The following is a 19,725-nucleotide window of genomic DNA, read 5'->3' on the forward strand; positions in this document are numbered from 1 at the left end:
CATTGCCTAAGTATTTCTTCTAGTAACGAGGGCATTAACATTCGTTATAATTGGCATTTACCAAGAACATTTATAACCAAATTCACAATACTAAGTATACGCTAAGAAATTTCGACAAATACTGTTTTTACCAAATTTTTATATGTAGTATATTGCAAGACTTTATCGCAAACATTCGATAGTTCGGTTCTGATCGCCAGATACATCACTCCTTTGAACCGACCGTAATTTAGTATTTCTCAAAAATTTCGATCATTTTTTGCCATTCTGATAATCAGTCTGCAAAAAATGACGGCTCAACCCAACACTGTACGACCATGTCTGACCAGGTTGACCAAAACGCGCAGGTACCTGCGGGCCTTTATCGCCCGGAATTCGAGCACGATAACTGCGGTATCGGCTTCGTTGCCCACATTAAAGGGCGCAAATCCCATCAAATTGTTTCGGATGCACTCCAGATGCTTCGGCGTATGGAACACCGGGGCGCAGTAGGAGCAGAAGCGAACTCCGGCGATGGAGCCGGGCTATTGATTCAGCTTCCCCACGAATTTTTCGTCGACGAAACCCGTAAGCTGGGCGTTCACTTACCACCTGCCCTCGAATACGGCGTTGGTATGGTGTATTTTCCCAAGGATGTGTGGCTGCGCGAAGAGTGCCGCGCCATTCTGAACCGGAAAATGAAGAAACTGGGGCTGGAATTACTCTGCTACCGCGTCGTGCCGGTCAACAACAGCGATCTGGGTGCCGGGTCGCGGTCGGCAGAACCGCAGATGGAACAGGTGTTCATCAAACGGCCCGCCGAGATTACCGATGCCGACGATTTCGAGCGGAAGCTGTATATCCTGCGGAACACAAGTACCCGGATTATCAACGAAAGTGTCAACGGCGTCGATCATTTTTATTTCTCGTCGCTGTCGTGCCGTACTATTACTTATAAGGGTCAGCTGACGACGCTGCAACTGGAGCCGTACTTCCCCGACCTGCAAAACGAGGACGTGGTGTCGGCACTGGGCGTGGTTCACTCGCGTTTCTCGACCAACACCTTCCCATCGTGGAAGCTGGCGCAGCCGTTCCGCTACATCGCCCACAACGGCGAAATCAACACGGTACGCGGTAACGTCAACTGGATGAAAGCGGCTGAAGGGCTGCTCGAATCGAGTAAGTTCACCAAAGACGAGATGGACATGCTGTTGCCCATCTGCGACCCCAAACAGTCGGACTCAGCCAACCTCGACAACGCCATCGAGCTGCTCGTGATGAGCGGCCGGTCGCTTCCGCACGTGATGATGATGCTGGTACCCGAAGCGTGGGATGGCAACGAACACATGGACCCGATGCGGAAGGCGTTCTACGAATTCCACGCGGCCCTGATCGAACCCTGGGACGGCCCCGCGTCGATTTCGTTTACCGACGGCCGCATGGTCGGCGCTACCCTCGACCGGAACGGCCTGCGTCCGTCGCGGTTCTGGGTTACCAACGAAGACATCGTGATTATGGCGTCGGAAGTGGGCGTACTCGACATCGATCCGGCGAAAGTCGTGTCGAAGGGTCGTCTGCAACCGGGTAAGATGTTCCTGGTCGATATGGAACAGGGACGTATCGTCGCCGACGAAGAAATTAAGCAGCAGATCAGCAGCCGGCAGCCCTATGGCGACTGGCTGGCAGATAACAAGATCAAGATTCAGGACCTCGAAGCCCCGATTCGCTCGTATAATCCATACGACCCCGCCAAGCTGTTGCGGATGCAGCAGGCGTTTGGCTTCACGTCGGAAGATTTGCGGATGATTCTGGCCCCGATGGTGGAGACGGGGAAAGAAGCCCTCGGCTCGATGGGTACCGATGTGCCGCTCGCTATTTTGTCGGAGCAGAGTCAGCACATGAGCCACTACTTCAAGCAGTTGTTCGCGCAGGTTACCAACCCGCCGATTGACTCTATCCGGGAGCGGTCGATCATGTCGCTGATCTCGTTTGTGGGCGCTACCTACAACCTGCTGAGCGAATCGCCCGAGCACTGCCGGCAGGTCGAACTGGAGCAGCCGGTGCTGACCACGCAGGAATTCGACAAACTGCGGTTCATCGACAAGCCGAAGTTTCAGGCCAAGACAATCAACTGTCTGTTCACGGCCGACGGCGACGGCAAGTCGCTGGAACGCGCTTTGGACCGCATTTGCCGCTATGCCGAAGACGCTATTCAGGACGGTTACTCGATTCTGGTACTCTCGGACCGGGCTATCGATTCGAGCCACGCACCGATTCCGTCGCTGCTGTCTACCTCGGCCATTCACCACTACCTGATCCGGCAGGGGCTGCGCGGTAAGGTTGGTATCGTGGTTGAAGCGGGCGACGTTTGGGAAACGCACCACGTGGCCACGCTGATCGGTTACGGCGCGTCGGGCGTGAACCCGTACATGGCGTTCGAGACCATCGCCAGCATGAAGGAGAAAGGGCTGTTGCAGGTAGATTACGACCTCGACAAGCTCTACAAAAACTACGTCAAGGCGGTCAACGGCGAACTGCTGAAGATCTTCTCGAAGATGGGCATTTCCACCCTGCAATCGTATCAGGGTGCGATGATCTTCGAGTGTCTGGGTCTGAACGCCGAGGTGGTAAACCGCTATTTCACCGGTACCGTATCGCGCATTGGCGGGATGGGGCTGGACGAAATTGCCCGCGAGATTCTGGTGCGGCACTGTATCGCCTTCCCCGACATGCCCGTATCGGCTCCCCGGCTGGAAGTGGGCGGTATATACCAGTGGAAGCAGCGGGGTGAAAAGCACATTTTCAACCCCGACACGATCCACCTGTTGCAACAGTCGACCCAAAAGAACGACTACAGCATTTTCAAGAAATACTCGAAGCTGATCGACGATCAGACGGCGAAGGCGATCACGCTGCGCGGCCTGCTCAAGTTCAAGAAAGGTACGCCCGTTCCGCTTGACGAAGTCGAACCCATCGAAACCATCTTCAAACGGTTTGCGACGGGGGCTATGTCGTTCGGCTCGATTTCGTGGGAAGCGCACACGACGCTGGCAATTGCGATGAACCGCATCGGTGGTAAGAGTAACTCCGGCGAAGGTGGCGAAGATGAACTGCGCTTCAAGGAGTTGCCCAACGGCGACAGCCTGAATTCGGCAATCAAGCAGGTAGCGTCGGGCCGATTCGGTGTAACGAGCTACTACCTAACTAACGCCCGCGAGTTGCAGATCAAGATGGCGCAGGGTGCCAAGCCCGGCGAAGGCGGGCAGCTACCCGGCTTCAAAGTCGACGACTGGATCGGCCGGACGCGTCACTCGACGCCAGGTGTGGGCCTGATTTCGCCCCCACCCCACCACGATATCTACTCGATTGAGGATCTGGCGCAGCTCATTTCCGACCTCAAAAACGCTAACCGCGACGCCCGTATCAGCGTGAAGCTGGTATCGGAAGCGGGTGTCGGGACGATTGCTGCCGGTGTTGCCAAAGCCCACGCCGACCACATTCTGGTGTCGGGTCATGACGGTGGTACGGGTGCCTCTCCCCTCTCCTCGATTCGCCACGCGGGTCTGCCGTGGGAACTGGGACTGGCCGAAGCGCATCAGACGCTGGTTCGCAACAAACTCCGTGGCCGCGTAACGGTACAGACCGACGGGCAGATGCGGACGGGTCGCGACCTGGCGATTGCCGCGCTGCTGGGTGCCGAAGAATTTGGCGTCGCTACGGCTGCGCTGGTGGCTACGGGTTGTATCATGATGCGGAAGTGTCACCTGAACACCTGCCCGGTGGGCGTCGCGACGCAGAACAAGGAACTGCGTGCGCTGTTTACCGGTAAGCCGGAGCACGTCGTGAACATGTTTACGTTCCTGGCGATGGAACTGCGCGAGATCATGGCCGAGCTAGGCTTCCGCACCGTCAACGAGATGGTCGGTCAGGCGCAGATGCTGGAGATGCGGCAGAACCTCCCCCACTGGAAATACAAGAACCTCAAACTCGACGCCCTGCTCTACAAAGAGCCGACCAATCTGGACGTGGCCCTGTACAAGCAGGAAGAGCAAAACCACCATCTGGAAGACGTACTCGACCGGAAACTGATCGAGCTGGCGCAACCCGCACTGTCGGGTACGACGCTCGGCTCCGACGAGTCGATTTACGGCGAGTTTACGGTGCAGAACATTGACCGGAGCATCGGTACGATGCTGTCGAACGAAATTTCGAAAGTGTACGGTGGTCCGGGTCTGCCTGCCGGTTCGATTCACATTAAACTGCGCGGTACGGCCGGACAAAGCTTCGGCGCCTTCGCCACAACCGGTCTGAAACTCGAACTTGAAGGCGACGCCAACGACTACTTCGGCAAGGGCTTGTGCGGTTCGCAACTGATCGTGTATCCCGACCGGACGGCTACGTTCAAACCGGAAGCCAACAGCATCGTCGGTAACGTATCGTTCTACGGCGCTACAGCGGGTGAAGCATTCATTCGCGGTATGGCCGGTGAGCGGTTCTGCGTGCGGAACTCCGGCGCGAAAGTCGTGGTGGAAGGTATCGGCGATCACGGTCTCGAATACATGACCGGTGGTCTGGCGATCATTCTGGGACAGACGGGCAGCAACTTTGCCGCCGGTATGTCGGGCGGGGTGGCCTATGTCTGGGATCAGGATGGTTCGTTTGCTTCGAAAGTAAACGGCGAGATGGTCAGTCTGGAAGCGCTCACCGAAGAAGATCAGGGCATTTTGCGCGAATACGTCGAGAAGCATTTCCAATACACGACGAGCAACGTAGCGCTGAACCTGCTTGAAAACTGGGACGCGCAGATTGGTCAGTTCGTGAAGGTGATGCCGGGCGATTTCCAGAAAGCACTGGCTGGTCGCGGTATTTCACTGGCCGATCAGATCCGCGACAAAAACGTTGTCTATCAGGATATCACTGTCGACGTGACGCAGGGTTAGGTGCAACTGGAACCGCCCATCAGCATTGCCTCACGTAAGCTGACACACTATCTACTTATAGTCCTACCCCGCTCTGATAAATCTCTTTATCTGAGCAGGGCGGGCTATAAGCTGGATAATTGGCCTACACTAGAGCAGGATTTGCTCAGGCTGGCGGCCAGCGGTGAAGCTGTTTTCGAAGAAGACGATGGCTACGGTCCATCGTTCAGTGTTTCCGGTGAGCTAACCGGCCCTAACGGTCGTTCTATTGGCGTAAAGACGATATGGAAGCGTGACGTAGATCAGAAAATCACTAAATTCATCACGTTATATCCACGAAAACGACTCTAGGTTATGAAGTTGCCTCTGTATAAAGATGTTGCATTGCGAATCAACGTACTCGATAAAGGGCTACAAAAAGGGGATATCGTTACAACGGTTGAATTTCTCGAAGCTCGTCGCGATCTACCCAATGCGTATGTTGTCGAAGCGTTTAACGCTATAGGTGAGACAATCGCAGTTTTCACCGTTGTCGAAGATGACTTAGAGTTATTGACGGCCCACGATGTTTTGAGTAAACGAACGCTGGAAGCAGCGTAATCAGCATACAATGGGAAAACCTACCGGATTTTTAGAATTTACGCGCGAACTACCGAAGAAGCGCGACCCGCAGCAGCGGATTCACGACTACAAGGAAATCGAAATGCCGTTTTCGGAGCAGGACTCCCAACGGCAGGCATCGCGCTGCATGGACTGCGGCACGCCCTTCTGCCACAGCGGTTGCCCACTGGGAAACATCATCCCGGAGTTCAACGACGCGGTGTATGAGCAGAACTGGGCCTATGCCTACGAAATCCTGTCGAGCACTAACAACTTCCCGGAGTTCACAGGCCGCATCTGCCCCGCTCCCTGCGAAGCGTCGTGCGTGCTGGGTATCAACAAACCAGCGGTAGCCATCGAGTTTATCGAAAAGTCGATCGCTGAGGTGGCCTTCGAGAAAGGCTACGTCGTACCGAAGCCTCCCAAAACCCGTACAGGTAAGCAGGTTGCCGTGGTTGGGTCGGGACCGGCGGGGCTGGCGGCAGCGGCTCAGCTGAACAAAGCCGGGCATACCGTAACGCTGTTCGAGCGGGCCGATCAGATTGGCGGGCTGCTGCGCTACGGCATCCCCGATTTCAAGCTGGAGAAGTGGACCATCGACCGGCGCATCGCGGTGATGGAAGCCGAAGGTGTACAGTTTAAAACGGGCGTCAACGTAGGCGTCGATATTAAAGCCAACGATCTGCTCGAGCAGTTTGATCTGATCATGCTGACGGGTGGCTCGACCGTTCCGCGCGACCTGCCAATTCCGGGTCGTGAGCTGAAGGGCGTTTACCCGGCGATGGAATTCCTGAGTCAGCAGAATAAGCGCAACGCGGGTCGGCCGGTCGAAGTCGATCATCGGGGCGTGGCGTATGGCGACGGTGAACTGTTGGCGACGGATAAGAACGTTGTCGTGATTGGCGGTGGCGATACCGGCTCCGATTGCGTGGGTACGTCGAACCGGCACGGTGCAGCGAGCATCACGCAAATCGAGCTGATGCCGATGCCCCCCAAAGATCGGGCTGCTAACACTCCATGGCCTAACTGGCCGATGATGCTGCGCACCTCAACCTCGCATGAGGAAGGCTGCGAACGGCAGTGGTCGATCAACACGAAAGCGTTTATCGGCGACGAGAACGGTAACCTGAAAGCCCTGCGGCTGGTCGACTTGACGTGGAAAAACGAAAACGGCCGGATGCAGATGGTCGAGATGCCGGGTTCGGAGCGCGACGTGCCCTGCGAACTGGCCCTGCTGGCGGCTGGCTTCCTCAACCCACAGCACGACGGGCTGCTGGACGAGCTGGGGCTGGAATACGACGAGCGCGGCAACGTGAAAGCGACCAATTACCAGACAAATAACGAGAAGGTGTTTGTGGCCGGCGATATGCGCCGGGGGCAGTCGCTGGTTGTGTGGGCGATCTCGGAAGGCCGCGAAGCCGCCCGTGCCGCCGACTGCCATTTGATGGGCGAAACCATGCTCGAAGCCAAAGCTGTTTCGATGATCGAAGTGGCTTAAGCAGCTATAATTGCACAAAGCAACGGGGCCTTATCAGTTGATAAGGCCCCGTTGCTTTATTTGGCAGCTATCACTTCAATCTCAATAAGTACGTCGGCACTGACAATCTTGGGAATCGCCTTTTGCGATTGAATCGGTGTACTGTTACTGGCCTGAGTAACATAATCATTGGTTGCAGCGTCGAGCAGTTGTGTCGTCACCGGATCAATCCGGCTGGTATCGCCCTTTACGTGGTACGTTATCTGCTTCACGTTGGCGAGCGTCATACCGAATTCAGCGAGCGCAGTCTTCAGATTCTCGAACACCTGTGTTGTCTGCCGGGCCAGATTTCCCGGCCCAACCAACTGGCCATTAGCGTTGTAGGGCCGCTGCCCGCTGATGTACACCTGCTGACCGGGAATGGCGGTTTCGACCTTGTACGTGTACCCAGGTCTGTAAGGCGCGGTGGTCGTCTGGGCGTGGGCGACACCGCCGATCAGCATCGCAGCCAATAAATAAAGATGTCGGTTCATAAGTGTGCCGGACAAGCTGGTTGTGTATAGTACCTGAAAAAATCGGGCCAGAATTACAGTTCGACGGGCTCCTCCTTTTCGTCGTAAAATAGGTAATTCAGGAAGTCACAGTAGGGCTTCATGATCTGGCTGCCCCGCACCAGTTCATCCACGAAATTAGCTTTGACAACTTCTTTGTCGGTGAATCGATGCATGAAAAATAACTCCTTTCGGCGCAGCAATTCGATTTCGGGATGATCGGCGGGGTAGCCTTTCGGCGTTGTTTTCATCACCTCACCCGCTGCTTCGGGAAAATAAGCCTTAAACGCGTCGGCCTCAATAATGTCTTTCAGTTCCTGCGCGTTGTAGTCGACCTCCTGCCGGAATTTGGCCAGATTGGCCGGGGTCGGCTGCCACATGCCCGCGCCCAGAAACGACTGATTGCCGGGCTGAATATGCACGTAGTAATCGATTCGGCCAGAGTGCCGACCGCCGGGCCCAATGGCAAACGCCAGATTGGATTTGTACGGCTTTTTATCCTTCGCAAACCGGATATCGCGGTTGATACGGAAAATACAATCCTTGGAGGCTGTGTTGGCAAGAGGTTCAAACGCGCTCATACGTAGTAGCACCTGATCGACTACGCGGACCAGCTCAGCTTTAGCGGCATCGTACCGACTACGGTTAGCCTGAAACCACTCCCGGTTGTTGTTGTCAACGAGGTCGCTCATAAAGGCTAGCGTCGCCGTCGTTAAGGTTGCGTTGGGTTCTTTCTTCGTTGGCATATACCCAAAGATACGACTTCCCAATGGCTCACACACCACCCTCCCGCAACAGGATTTTTAAACACCCAGCTATCCCAGAACGTTACCTATGGGCTAACAATGATTCACTAATTACTCAACGTCATGGCAGATAAAACGCTCGAAAAAGTAGAAGAAGAATACAAAGACCAGAAGGTCGGTGGTGGTGATAACGGCACCGGACACGGTAGTACCGGTACGGGTGGCAGCTCAACTTCGCACAAAAGCAGCAAGAAGTCGAAAGGCGGAAGCAGCGCGGGTGGCTCGACCGGCGGCTCAAAAGGTGGCCACAGCAACTAGAACCAAGTAGCCGAAAGCGACTATCTCTGATGGGGATAGTCGCTTTTTGTTTATAGCCCTCACTCGTAAACCCCTCCTGCCATGAACACGCTCATCTCCACCCGCTACACCGCTACCATGGTCGACGGGGCCTTGCTGCTGCTGCGTATTGGCATTGCCGTGCTCATGATTCCACACGGTCTGCAAAAGCTCAACGGTTTCGACAAAATGCAGAACGAGTTTGTCAGTTTTATGGGACTTGGCCCCAAACTATCCCTGGTGCTGGCGATGTCGGCCGAGCTGGGCTGTTCCATCCTGTTGCTGGTCGGCCTGTTCACGCGGTTTGCTACCATACCGCTGATTATTACGATGCTGACAGCCTTGTTTATGGCGCATCAGGGCGCGCTGTTCGGCGACGGCGAGAAAAACGGACTGTTTATTACCATGTTTCTGGTATTGCTCATTCTGGGTCCGGGCGAGTATAGCCTCGACGCCCGGCTGGGCAAGCGCCGGTTCTAAAAGCTGTAGCGTACCTGACACCAGGGAATTTCCTCCGCCAGCAGCCGTTCGAACACCGTAATCATCTTGCTCTTTAGCTGGTGCTGATACCGAATGTTCCAACCGCCGAACTGACTCACCTTGTTTTCCTGCAATTCGGGCACCCATAGCAATTCTTCCGCCTTCGGGTTGATCGCCAGATTCGCCTGATGCTGTTGCTGATTATGAGTCAGGAAAATCACTTCGCACTTCAGTTGCGCCTTCACTTCGGGACGCAGAGCCGCGTCGAGTTGCTGAAACAGTCGCCGGTAATCGGTACGCCACTGCTTGCCTCCGTAGACGATTACTGGTGAAAAATTGACGTGCACCTCATAGCCCGCTTCGTAGAAATCGTTGATGGCAGCAATGCGCTTCTCAATGCTGTCGGTACGCACATCGACCAGCTTGCTGATCTCGGTGGGCATCAAACTGAACCGAATCCTGACCTTACGCTGCGGATCAAACGAAAGCATGGCCGGGTTGACAAACTTGGTTGCGAACGTCGCTTTGGCACGCGGATGATCGCGGTAAAACGCAAACGCCTGCTGAATTCCGTCGCTCAGTTCGTAATCAACCGAAATATCAGAGTTACAGCCAATGTCGTAGGTGTAAAACTCCGGATCGGTCTGATTGGCGGGCTTGGGCCACGGTTGGCTCATCACATGTTGATCGACGGCAGTTAGTATCTCGTCGGTATTGGTGAAGAGCGTAATTGGGTTGACTTTCTTGTGCCGGTCGACGTAGCAGTAGGCACAGCCCCCAAAACAACCGTTGGCCAGACTCGGCGCGATAAAGTCCGAGCTGCGCCCGCTCCAGCGAATCTCCTTCGATTTGAGCGTACCCAGCACCAGCACATCAGACTTGATCTTGAAGTGATTCATTCCCAGTTCCGGCAGACGATTATGCTGCCGGATTGCCATTGTCTCGGCCTCGGGGAAGCGGGTCAGCACGTCGGAACCGTGCTGATTGATGGCGTCGGCAGTATACAGAATCAGACTGGGATTGAAGTCAGGCATATAGGGAGCAATGGGTTACTAGTATAACGTCTCATCATCTTTAATCGTTCAGCTTTATCCCTTTTCAACCAGCTGATTAACAGACCATTGACTATTATTTATACGACAAAAACAGCGGTACGACAGCGTAGTTTGCCTGGCCGTTGAACTGGATTTTAAATCACTTTTTTCCCTGATCAGTTTATTAAAAACAAATTAATACTCGACGTAACCTATGACTGACAACGACAACTATGTGGTCGACGGTGCCGGACGGCGATGGTTCCTGAAGCAGTCGACGGCGCTGGCCGGCACCCTGCTTCTACCCCCGCTTGCTACCTCATCATCGGCCCATCCTGCTGCCGCGCCAACTGCGGATACAACCACCCGGCCTATTACCCTACGTATCAACCGGAAGACGTACAAGCTGACGGCTGAACCGCGCGAGACACTACTTGATCTGATGCGGGAACGGCTTAACCTCACGGGTTCCAAGAAAGGCTGCGACCACGGCCAATGTGGTGCCTGCACGGTGCACATCGACGGGCGACGGGCCTACTCCTGCCTGACGCTGGCGGTTATGCAACAGGGCCGCGATATCACGACCATCGAAGGGCTGGGCACCGAATCGGCGCTGCACCTACTACAGGCTGCTTTTATCGAACACGATGGGTTTCAGTGCGGCTTTTGCACACCTGGTCAGCTTATGGCGGGGGCGGCCCTGCTCAAAGAGGGACATACCGGCTCGGCCGACGAAATTCGGGAGTGGATGAGCGGCAACATATGCCGGTGCGGGGCCTATCCGGGTATAGTATCTGCTATTCAGTCGGTTAAGAAAGGAGGAACACCAGGATGAACAATTTTCGATACAACGAAGCCAACCAACCCGCGCAGGCTATTCAGCAGATCGGCACTGGCGCAGACACGAAATTTATCGCAGGTGGTACCAATCTGGTCGACCTGATGAAATACACGGTTGAGCAGCCCAACACGCTGGTCGATATCAGTCGGCTGGAGCTGGCCAAGATTGAGAAAACAGCCACGGGCATACGCATCGGCGCGCTGGCCCGCAACAGCGACATGGCCGAGCACCCACTCGTAACGGGGCAATTTCCCCTGCTTTCGGAAGCGTTGCTGGCTGGCGCGTCGCCCCAGTTGCGGAACATGGCAACGCTGGGTGGCAACCTGATGCAGCGCACGCGGTGCAACTATTTCTACGACGTCAGCCAGCCTTGTAACAAACGACAGGGTCCGACTGCGCAGGCCGGGTGCGGGGCGCTGGACGGCTATAATCGCATTCATGCCATCCTGGGGCTGGAAACGGGCAATCTGAATCAGTCGTGCATTGCTACCAATCCCAGCGACATAAACGTCGCACTGGCGGCCCTCGACGCCGTGGTGAACGTAAGCGGACCAGGGGGTCAGCGCACTATTCCGATTCGGGATTTTCACCGGCTGGCGGGCAACAAACCGCAGCAGGATACGACACTGGCCCCCAACGAACTGATCACATCGATCGATCTGGCGACTCCCCAGCGGGCGGGCAAATCACACTACCTGAAAGTACGTGACCGGGCGTCGTATGCCTTTGCGCTGGTCTCGGTTGCTACCCGGCTGGTTGTCGAAAACGACCGGATTCAGGATGTCAGGCTGGCGCTGGGCGGTGTTGCCCACAAGCCCTGGCGGCTGACCAGCGTCGAGCAGCAGTTGATTGGCAAGCCCGCTACGGAAGCCTCGTTTCGCGAAGCTGCCCGTCAGCTGGTGGCCGGGGCTAAGGGCTTCGAGCACAACGCGTTTAAAATCGAGCTGGCTCAGTCAGCTATTGTCCGGGCCCTGCAAACGGTAGCCGCGTAAAACGGCATTCCATCAATCCAACAAGTTAGTTATGGAACCAAAACTCATTGGCGACCCGATCGATCGTATCGACGGCAAGCAAAAAGTAACCGGCGGGGCCCGCTACTCGGCAGACATTAAACAGCCGGAAATGGCGTATGCCGTATTGGTGATGAGCACCATTGCCAACGGTACCATCCGCGACATCGATACCGCCAGCGCGGAGAAGATGCCCGGCGTACTGGCCATCATGACGCACAAAAACACCCCAAAACTTCCGGGCTACGACGCGAATAAACCCGGCGCGACGGCCCTCGGGCGGGTGCTGCATTTGCTGCACGACAATCAAGTCGATTACAGCAACCAGCCGATTGCCATGGCCATTGCCGATTCGTTCGAGCATGCTGTCGATGCAGCTAATCACGTACGGGTTACGTACCAGCCCAAAACACCCGCTCCGGGCCTGCCGACCAGCAAAGCCGAACCGTTCCGGCCGCAGAAACTGCCCCGCCCCGACGACCCGGTCGATACGCAACGGGGTGATCTGACGAAAGCAATGGCATCGGCTGAAGTCTCGCTTAAACAGACGTACACCACCCCGACGCAGATACACAACGCGCTAGAACCCCATACGTCGGTAGCGGTATGGGAGGGCAAACAACTGACGATCTACCAGGCGACCCAGGGCATCTTCCCGTCGCGGGAGCGCATCGCCGAGTACTTCGCCCTGCCGCCCGAAAACGTACGGGTCATCGCCCAGTTTGTCGGGGGTGGATTTGGTAGCAAGGGCCCCGTCTGGGCCGACGGCGTTCTGGCCGCGATGGCAGCTCAGTATGTCAAACGGCCGGTGAAGCTCGAACTCCGGCGCAGCGATATGTTTGGCATGGTTGGCTCCCGGTCGGCCACGACTCAGCAGCTCGAAATCGGCGCGTCGCGCAGTGGCGATTTTCTGGGTATGGCGCACCGGTCGCTGAACCAGACGTCGGTGTTCGACGATTTTTCCGAACCGGCCGGTATCCTGACCCGGGTACTGTACAAATGCCCCAGTCAGGAGGTGACGCACCGGTCGATACGGGCAAACATCGGCGCCACCTCGCCCATGCGCGCGCCGGGCGAAGCGCCGGGTATGTTTGCCCTCGAATCAGCCATCGACGAACTGGCGTACCAGCTCAACATGGACCCGATTGCGCTGCGACTGAAAAATTACGCGGAAACCGATCAGCAGAAAGAACTGCCGTTTTCCAGCAAATCGCTGCGGGAGTGCTACCAGCAGGGTGCCGAACGCTTTGGCTGGTCGAAGCGGACGGCGGCTCCCCGCTCGATGCGCGACGGCAACATCCTGATCGGTATGGGCATGGCAACGGCCACTTACCCGACCATCCGCGACGAAGCCTCGGCCAAAATCAAATTCAACGCCGACGGTACGGTGCTGCTCAGCATCGGTACGCAGGACATCGGTACCGGCTCCTACACGGCCATGACGCAGCTGGCGGCCAACGCGTTCGGTATTTCGACCGATCTAGTAACGCTGCGGGCGGGCGACACCCGTCAGCCCAAAACACCCGTGTCGGGTGGTTCACGCACGACTGCCAGTGCGGGCTCGGCCGTGGTACAGGCCGCGGAAGCCGTCATTCTCAAAGCTAAACAACTCGCTCTCAACGATCTCAAGTCGCCTTTGAAAGGGCAGAAGGAAAGCGATATGGTCGTCGAAAAAGGCCGGCTTTTCCTGAAAAGCGACCCCAAAAAAGGCGAGCTACTGACGACACTGCTCAAGCGTAACGGCGGCAACGCGCTGGAAGCGTCGACCAGTTCGAAATCGGGCGATGAAAAGGAAAAGTATTCGATGTACGCCCACGGCGCGCAGTTTGCCGAAGTGCGGATCGACGAAGCGCTGGGCGAAATCCGGGTGTCGAAACTGACGGGAGCGTATGCGGCCGGGCGAATCGTCAATGCCAAAACGGCCCATAGTCAGCTTGTCGGCGGCATTGTCTGGGGGGTAAGCATGGCCTTGCTGGAGCATGCCATTCATGACCCGCGTACCAACCGAATCATGAACGCCAACCTGGCCGAATACCACGTACCGGTGAATGCCGACATCCCCGACATCGACGCATTTTTCGTGGATGAAAAAGACGAAATCGTAAACCCGGCGGGGGTTAAAGGCATCGGTGAAATTGGGATTACGGGGTCTGTGGCGGCTATTGCCAATGCCATCTACCACGCTACGGGCAAGCGTATCCGGGAGCTGCCCATCACCCCGGACAAGATTATGTCCTTTACCGCCTGACGATAGGCTTCTCTGTTTTCGAGTCGATCACTATGTACGGGGCATGGTGGTCGGCTTCTTTACGGGTGAGGGTCTGACGACTGGTACCATTCCAGACTGTTTTGGGCGGCTCTCCACCAAAGCGTGTATCTTCACAAAATTTCCGGTTTTGTGGCCCATAAACCCACCAGTAGGTAGGTGATAACGGCTTATATGTGCCTTCTCCCTCTTGTTAATTTGACTTATAGATGATTCTCATTGTTGATGACAGACCCGAGAATATCCTTCCGCTAAAAAAAATCCTCGATTTACACCAGTTTACGGTCGATACAGCCGGGTCGGGCGAAGAAGCCTTGAAAAAGGTGCTCAAAACAGACTACTCTGTTATCATTCTGGACGTGCAGATGCCGGATATGGACGGCTTCGAGGTGGCCACCGCCATTGCCGGATTCGGCCGCGCCAAGCATACGTCGATCATCTTTCTGTCGGCCGTCAACACCGATAAGAAGTTCATCACGAAAGGCTACACATCGGGGGGCGTCGATTACCTGACTAAGCCGGTCGACCCTGATATTCTGGTGCTTAAAGTAAAAACCCTGCACAAGCTATACGAGCAGCAGCAAACACTCCGCGTTGCGCAGGCATCGCTGCGGCAGGAGATCGACGTGCGCAAACAGGCCGAGCAGGCCCTCACCGTTCGGATGCAGGAGCTACAGGCGATGCTGACGATGCTGCCCCAGCTGGCCTTCACAACCACGCCCGACGGGCAGCTGGAGTACGTCAATCAGCACTGGCTGCGCTACGCCCGAAGCCCGCTGACGCTGCCCGAAACACACCCCAACGACGATATGGCTTCGATCTGGCAGGAAGCTCTTCGGGCGGGCGATGCGGGCTATAGCCGGGAGGTCAACCTGAAAGAGCTGGCCACGGGCACACACGTCTGCCACCTGCTCCGCGTGATTCCGATTCGGCAGCAGGACCAGCTGGTGCGGTGGATCGGCACATTTACCGACATTCAGGACCAGAAACAAACAGCCGCGCAACTCGAAAAAGAGGTGGCCCTACGCACGAGCGAGCTGCAACGGAAGAACAGCGAACTGGAGCGCAGCAATCAGGAAATGCAACAGTTTACGTGGGTGGTTTCGCACGACCTGAAAGAGCCGCTCCGCAAGATTCAGCTGATGAGCGATCTCGTCAAGCAGAAATACCTGAGCGACAATGCCGAAGCGACCATGTACCTCGACCGCACGATTCAGTCGTCGGCCCGGCTGTCGACCATGATCAACGATCTGCTGGCTTACTCGCAGTTGTCGGCCCCCGAAACGTTTACGACTACCGATCTGAACGAACTGCTGACTACGCTACGATTCGACTACGAACCCATTATCCGGCAGAAAGAAGCGACCGTCGATATCGGGCCGATGCCTACGATCGAAGCGATGCCGACCCGGATTCGGCAGGTTTTTCAAAATCTGCTGTCCAACGCCCTGAAGTTTGCCCGGCCCGGTGTCCCCCCCTACATCAGAATCAGCGCCGAACGTGTGGGTGAGCGGGCCATCGACGCCCCCGTTGACCCATCGGGCGACTACTACCGGTTTACCGTCTCCGACAACGGTATCGGCTTCGAGGACAAGTTTCTGAGCCGCATTTTTGTCATTTTTCAGCGTCTGAACAGTCGGGAGCGCTACGAAGGTACCGGCATCGGTTTGGCCATCGCACAGAAAAACGTCAGTGTTCATAACGGCCTGATCTCGGCCCAGAGCAAGGTCAACGAAGGCAGCTGTTTCACGTTTGTTTTACCAATTAGTCAACGAGCGAAAGAGTGATAGACTGAGTGAGCGATGGCCTGCGTCAGCAACTTATCGCTCATTCACTCATTCACTCACTCGCTCATTCACTTTCGATCCATGTCCAGTTCAACGCCGGTTGTCCGGCAGCTTCGACTTGTTTTTATTGCCTCAACGATACTGCTGCTCATCAGCCTGGGGGCTTCGTATTACAGCATTCAGCAGCTGATCGAAAATTCGCAGCGTATCAATCATACGAATCAGGTATTGACCCAGGCCGATAATATACTGGCCAGCCTGAAGGACGCCGAAACGGGGCAGCGGGGCTATCTGGTCACGCGCAACCAGCTCTTTTTGCAGCCGTACAACGGAGCCTACGAAAAGACGGCTGCCAGTTACGATCAGATCACCAACCTGACCATCGACAACCCCGATCAGCGGCAGAATATGTCGGAGCTGAAGCAGCTTTACGAGGCCAAGTTTCAGCAGATGCAGCGTATCGTCCGGCTGTTTCAGGCGGGCAGCACACTACCGCTCGAAACCCTCGATCAGGAGATGCAACGCGGCAAGCTGATCATGGACAAGGTGCGGATCGTGGTCGACAGGGTCAAGCGGCAGGAAAACGCGCTGTTAGCCGAACAGATTTCGCGGCAGCAGGTGTACATCAGTTACACGCCGTTGCTGTTGCTGATTACGGGGCTGCTTTCGATCATCATAACCGCTTTCGCTTACGTACGTATCAAACGGGAGCTTGACGACCGGATGGCCAAGCAACTGCGCGATGAAGCCGATTACGCCGAAACAAACCGGCGCATCACGGTTATGGAGCGTATGACCCACCTGATTGCTGCGGGCGACTATACCAGCCGTAATCCCGATTCGGCCGACGATGATCTGGGGCGCATTGCCCGGTCGATGAACAATATGACCGACTCGCTGGAGCGCACGTTCACGGACCTGAATCAGCTAAACTGGCTGCGGACGGGCCGGGCGGCCATCGGCGATGCGCTGCGTGGCCAAAGGAACCTCTCAAGACTGGGCAACCAGTTGCTGACGACCGTTTCCGAGTACGTCGGGGCACCGCTGGCGACACTCTACCTGAATCAACAGGGTAGCTACGAACTGCTGGCGCACTATGCCACGCAACAGGCTCCCCTGACCCTGACGGTGGGCGAAGGCATCGTCGGGCAGGCGCTGCAACAGCAGAAGGCGATTGTCATTGACGACCTCCCGACCAGCTACCTGCGCATTAGCTCGTCGCTGGGCGAGTCGGTGCCAGGTGCTTTGCTTGTCACGCCCCTGTTGCTGGGTGAAACGACCATCGGCGTTATTGAACTGGGCTTTTTCCAGAAACCCGATGCGCAGGTTGTCGAACTGCTGGAATCGAGCCGGGAAGCCATTGCCATCGGGCTGAATGCCGCCCTGTCGTACAACCGATTGCAGCAGCTGTTCAACGAATCGCAGGCGCAGGCCACCGAGTTGCAGGCGCAGCAGCATGAGCTCGAAAAGCTGAACGCCGAACTGGAAATACAGACCCAGAAGCTACAGGCGTCGGAAGAAGAACTGCGGGTGCAGCAGGAAGAACTACAGCAAACCAACGCCGAACTCGAAGAACGGGGGGTGTTGCTGGAAGAGCGCAACAACGACATTCGGAAGAAGGCCGACGAGCTGGAGCTGACGACGCGCTACAAATCGGAGTTTCTGGCTAATATGTCGCACGAGCTGCGGACGCCACTCAACTCGATTCTGCTGCTGAGTCGACTGCTGGCCGAAAATTCCGACCAAAACCTCAACGACGACCAGGTTGAATACGCCCAGGTTATCCAGTCGTCGGGCAACGGGCTGCTCGGGTTGATCGATGAGATTCTGGATTTGTCGAAGATCGAAGCGGGCCAGATGTCGCTCGAATACCTGACCGTGTCGGTGCAGGAAATCACGGCGGAGCTGCAAAATCTGTTCGGGTTGCTGGCCCGCGAAAAAGGACTGTCGTTTGTAGTCAACGTCGACCACGACGTTCCACTGACGTTTGAAACGGACCGGGTCCGGCTCGGGCAAATCCTTAAAAATCTGATTTCCAACGCGCTGAAGTTTACGCAGCAAGGCAGCGTAACGCTCGCCGTCAGCCGGGCCGCTACGCCAGCCGGTTCGCTTTGTTTCAGCGTGAAAGACACGGGCATCGGTATCGCTCCCGACAAGCAGGCGCTGGTTTTTGAGGCCTTCCAGCAGGCCGACGGCTCGACGAAGCGCAAGTTCGGCGGTACGGGGCTTGGCCTTTCCATCAGTCGCGAACTGGCCCGGCTGCTGGGTGGCGAAATTACCCTGACGAGTGAACTTGGTCAGGGCAGTGTGTTTACGCTGTGCGTACCGACCTCGCTCCGTCAGGAATCAGGTGAGGGCAACTACGCAGCCCCCACCCCCGCTGAGCTGCCCGTTGTCCACCAGCCGTCGATACCAGCGCCCGCTCCGGCCCGCTCGGTCGACCCGCTGATCAGCGCGGTCATTCCCAACGACATTCCCGACGATCGGGACACGATCGAATCGACCGATAAGGTGATGCTGATTGTGGAAGACGACCCGTATTTTGCCCGTTCGCTGCTCGACTACACCCGGCAGAAAGGGTACAAAGGCGTGGTGGCGGTGCGGGGCGACGAAGGGGTACGACTGGCCACGCACTACCAGCCCGCCGGGATTCTGCTCGATGTGCAGCTACCCGTAATGAGCGGCTGGGATGTTATGGATGCCCTGAAAGCCAACCCGCAGACCCGGCCCATTCCGGTGCATGTGATGTCGTCGATGAAAGTCAAAAAAGAAAGCCTGCTGAAAGGAGCGATCGATTTTGTCGACAAACCGGTGGCGTTTGACCAGCTCGACGACGTGTTCAGCAAGATCGAGTACGTCCTCAGCCGCGACGCCCGCAAAGTGCTCATCATCGAAGATAACCCCAAGCACGCCAAAGCCCTCGCCTACTACCTGTCGACGTTCAATATCAACTCGGAACTGAAAAGCGACCTGTCTGCCGGGCTCGACGCCCTGAAAACGGAAGCCATCGACTGCGTTATTCTGGACATGGGCATTCCAGACAGCAAAGCCTACACCCTCCTCGACGAAGCACGCAAAGACCCGACGCTGGAGAAACTGCCGATCATTATTTTCACCGGAAAGAGCCTGTCGATGGCCGAAGAGATGCGGATTCGCAAGTACGCCGATTCGATCATCGTCAAAACGGCGCACTCCTACCAGCGGATGCTCGATGAAGTGTCGTTGTTCCTGCACCTGGTCGAAGAGCAGAAAGCGGGCGCAGCCAACCAGCTGACCGGCAGGCGGCTCAACGAACTTAGCCAGGTGCTGACGGGCAGAACCGTGCTGGTTGCCGATGACGACGTGCGGAACATTTTCTCGCTTACGAAGGCGCTGGAGCAGTACAACATGACCATCATTCCGGCGCTGGATGGCAAAGAAGCCCTGCAAAAACTACAGGAAAACCCAGCTGTTGACGTGGTGTTGCTGGACATGATGATGCCCCAGATGGACGGCTACGAAACGGCAACCCGAATTAGGGAAAACGCGCTGTGGCGAAAACTGCCGGTTATTGCCGTAACGGCGAAAGCCATGACCGGTGACCGCGACCGGTGTATTCAGGCTGGTGCTTCCGATTACATTACCAAGCCCGTCGACATCGATCAGCTCGTTTCACTCCTGCGTGTCTGGCTGTACGACCGAAGCTAGATCCCCCAATCC

14 protein-coding genes are annotated in these 19,725 nt (G+C 56.3%); 11 read left to right on the plus strand and 3 right to left on the minus strand.

Annotated features, from left to right (window positions below; translation table 11 throughout):
• Nucleotides 1-317: 317 nt before the first annotated feature.
• Genes gltB through HH216_RS20890 form a run of 4 tightly spaced genes read left to right on the plus strand, consistent with a single transcriptional unit; the run spans nucleotide 318 to nucleotide 6,996 of the window.
• Entirely contained in the window at nucleotides 318-4,919 is a 4,602-nt protein-coding gene (gene gltB / locus HH216_RS20880; protein ID WP_169552567.1) for a glutamate synthase large subunit, read from the plus strand.
• Nucleotides 4,920-5,249: a DUF6883 domain-containing protein gene (locus tag HH216_RS26955; protein ID WP_408641741.1), complete on the plus strand. Its 330-nt coding sequence runs from the start codon at nucleotides 4,920-4,922 to the stop codon at nucleotides 5,247-5,249.
• A 3-nt stretch (nucleotides 5,250-5,252) separates the two neighbouring features.
• Entirely contained in the window at nucleotides 5,253-5,498 is a 246-nt protein-coding gene (locus HH216_RS20885) for a DUF4926 domain-containing protein (RefSeq protein WP_169552569.1), read from the plus strand.
• 10 nt (nucleotides 5,499-5,508) lie between these two features.
• Nucleotides 5,509-6,996, plus strand: a complete 1,488-nt coding sequence (locus tag HH216_RS20890) for a glutamate synthase subunit beta (RefSeq protein WP_169552570.1) — start codon at nucleotides 5,509-5,511, stop codon at nucleotides 6,994-6,996.
• Between the two features lie 56 nt (nucleotides 6,997-7,052).
• Here HH216_RS20890 and HH216_RS20895 read toward each other — a convergent pair whose 3' ends face one another.
• A complete protein-coding gene (locus HH216_RS20895; RefSeq protein ID WP_169552571.1) occupies nucleotides 7,053-7,508 on the minus strand; it encodes a RidA family protein in 456 nt (151 codons plus the stop codon).
• 53 nt (nucleotides 7,509-7,561) lie between these two features.
• Entirely contained in the window at nucleotides 7,562-8,272 is a 711-nt protein-coding gene (locus HH216_RS20900) for a DUF2461 domain-containing protein (protein ID WP_169552572.1), read from the minus strand.
• 123 nt (nucleotides 8,273-8,395) lie between these two features.
• Between HH216_RS20900 and HH216_RS20905 the strand changes: the two genes are divergently transcribed.
• Nucleotides 8,396-8,590: a hypothetical protein gene (locus tag HH216_RS20905; protein WP_106138349.1), complete on the plus strand. Its 195-nt coding sequence runs from the start codon at nucleotides 8,396-8,398 to the stop codon at nucleotides 8,588-8,590.
• An 81-nt stretch (nucleotides 8,591-8,671) separates the two neighbouring features.
• A complete protein-coding gene (locus tag HH216_RS20910) occupies nucleotides 8,672-9,088 on the plus strand; it encodes a DoxX family protein (protein WP_169552573.1) in 417 nt (138 codons plus the stop codon).
• Here the strand turns inward: HH216_RS20910 and HH216_RS20915 are convergent.
• A complete protein-coding gene (locus tag HH216_RS20915) occupies nucleotides 9,085-10,122 on the minus strand; it encodes a spore photoproduct lyase family protein (protein WP_169552574.1) in 1,038 nt (345 codons plus the stop codon). The two genes, HH216_RS20910 and HH216_RS20915, sit on opposite strands and share 4 nt — an antisense overlap.
• Before the next feature lie 214 nt (nucleotides 10,123-10,336).
• On the opposite strand from HH216_RS20915, the gene HH216_RS20920 reads away from it, so the two are divergent.
• The 5 genes from HH216_RS20920 (at nucleotide 10,337) to HH216_RS20940 (ending at nucleotide 19,713) form a co-directional block, all read left to right on the plus strand.
• A complete protein-coding gene (locus HH216_RS20920) occupies nucleotides 10,337-10,957 on the plus strand; it encodes a (2Fe-2S)-binding protein (protein WP_169552575.1) in 621 nt (206 codons plus the stop codon).
• On the plus strand, nucleotides 10,954-11,955 hold the full coding sequence (locus HH216_RS20925; protein ID WP_169552576.1) for an FAD binding domain-containing protein: 1,002 nt from the start codon (nucleotides 10,954-10,956) through the stop codon (nucleotides 11,953-11,955). The genes HH216_RS20920 and HH216_RS20925 overlap by 4 nt, the downstream gene beginning before the upstream one ends.
• 31 nt (nucleotides 11,956-11,986) lie before the next feature.
• Nucleotides 11,987-14,221, plus strand: coding sequence for a xanthine dehydrogenase family protein molybdopterin-binding subunit (locus tag HH216_RS20930; protein ID WP_169552577.1), 2,235 nt, complete (start codon nucleotides 11,987-11,989; stop codon nucleotides 14,219-14,221).
• 227 nt (nucleotides 14,222-14,448) lie between these two features.
• Complete coding sequence (locus HH216_RS20935) at nucleotides 14,449-16,026, plus strand: hybrid sensor histidine kinase/response regulator (RefSeq protein WP_169552579.1); 1,578 nt, start codon at nucleotides 14,449-14,451, stop codon at nucleotides 16,024-16,026.
• A gap of 81 nt (nucleotides 16,027-16,107) precedes the next feature.
• Nucleotides 16,108-19,713 (plus strand): response regulator, encoded by a 3,606-nt coding sequence (locus tag HH216_RS20940; protein ID WP_169552580.1) that lies wholly within the window; start codon nucleotides 16,108-16,110, stop codon nucleotides 19,711-19,713.
• The last annotated feature ends 12 nt before the right edge of the window (nucleotides 19,714-19,725 follow it).

This window comes from Spirosoma rhododendri (genome assembly GCF_012849055.1).
GTDB classification, from domain to species: domain Bacteria; phylum Bacteroidota; class Bacteroidia; order Cytophagales; family Spirosomataceae; genus Spirosoma; species Spirosoma rhododendri.

What these genes read in the sequence shown, in the direction of transcription:
- HH216_RS20920 (WP_169552575.1), top strand. Translation starts at nt 10,337, where the DNA reads ATGACTGACAACGACAACTATGTGGTCGACGGTGCCGGACGGCGATGG.
- HH216_RS20905 (WP_106138349.1), top strand. Translation starts at nt 8,396, where the DNA reads ATGGCAGATAAAACGCTCGAAAAAGTAGAAGAAGAATACAAAGACCAG.
- HH216_RS20895 (WP_169552571.1), bottom strand. Translation starts at nt 7,508, where the DNA reads ATGAACCGACATCTTTATTTATTGGCTGCGATGCTGATCGGCGGTGTC.
- HH216_RS20915 (WP_169552574.1), bottom strand. Translation starts at nt 10,122, where the DNA reads ATGCCTGACTTCAATCCCAGTCTGATTCTGTATACTGCCGACGCCATC.
- HH216_RS20890 (WP_169552570.1), top strand. Translation starts at nt 5,509, where the DNA reads ATGGGAAAACCTACCGGATTTTTAGAATTTACGCGCGAACTACCGAAG.
- gltB (WP_169552567.1), top strand. Translation starts at nt 318, where the DNA reads ATGTCTGACCAGGTTGACCAAAACGCGCAGGTACCTGCGGGCCTTTAT.
- HH216_RS20935 (WP_169552579.1), top strand. Translation starts at nt 14,449, where the DNA reads ATGATTCTCATTGTTGATGACAGACCCGAGAATATCCTTCCGCTAAAA.
- HH216_RS20910 (WP_169552573.1), top strand. Translation starts at nt 8,672, where the DNA reads ATGAACACGCTCATCTCCACCCGCTACACCGCTACCATGGTCGACGGG.
- HH216_RS20900 (WP_169552572.1), bottom strand. Translation starts at nt 8,272, where the DNA reads ATGCCAACGAAGAAAGAACCCAACGCAACCTTAACGACGGCGACGCTA.
- HH216_RS20925 (WP_169552576.1), top strand. Translation starts at nt 10,954, where the DNA reads ATGAACAATTTTCGATACAACGAAGCCAACCAACCCGCGCAGGCTATT.
- HH216_RS20885 (WP_169552569.1), top strand. Translation starts at nt 5,253, where the DNA reads ATGAAGTTGCCTCTGTATAAAGATGTTGCATTGCGAATCAACGTACTC.
- HH216_RS20930 (WP_169552577.1), top strand. Translation starts at nt 11,987, where the DNA reads ATGGAACCAAAACTCATTGGCGACCCGATCGATCGTATCGACGGCAAG.
- HH216_RS20940 (WP_169552580.1), top strand. Translation starts at nt 16,108, where the DNA reads ATGTCCAGTTCAACGCCGGTTGTCCGGCAGCTTCGACTTGTTTTTATT.